The sequence below is a fragment of the Acinetobacter sp. B-6 genome, assembly GCF_056930735.1.
In genome coordinates this window covers 1-376 of sequence record NZ_JBXPBY010000059.1, presented here as the reverse complement: position 1 = coordinate 376, position 376 = coordinate 1, and the positions used below count along the sequence as shown (strand labels likewise).

Below are 376 nucleotides of genomic sequence, written 5' to 3'. Positions count from 1 at the left end.
AATAATATGGCTAATTGATCTTTGATTCAGCTTTAAACTGCCCATTTTTTCAAACTTAAGCAAACTTCCTTCTGTTTCATGCTGTTGTTTCTTTAAGTTTTCAATTTTATCTTTGATAAATTGATCATACTGATCAAGGGTTGTTACATCTTCGACAATTTCAAAATCACTTCCATCAAATGAAAATGTACCGAATTTAACATCAGTTTCTTTCGGGACGGTAAATTCAATACGACCCAAACAAATATTTTTTGTATCTTTGAAATTAATCATGTTATTTTTTTCATCCTCACCTTGAAATTTTGAACAAGATGTTCCAAGTAACGTTAAAGACAGCAGCAGTAAAATCTTGGTTTTTTTCATTCGAAATCTCATT

At 29.8% G+C, this 376-nt stretch carries 1 pseudogene; it reads right to left on the bottom strand.

From position 1 onward, the window contains the following. A pseudogene (locus AC1Z3T_RS21215) lies at nt 1-363 on the bottom strand (T6SS immunity protein Tli4 family protein); the annotation flags it as partial. Between the last annotated feature and the right edge of the window lie 13 nt (nt 364-376).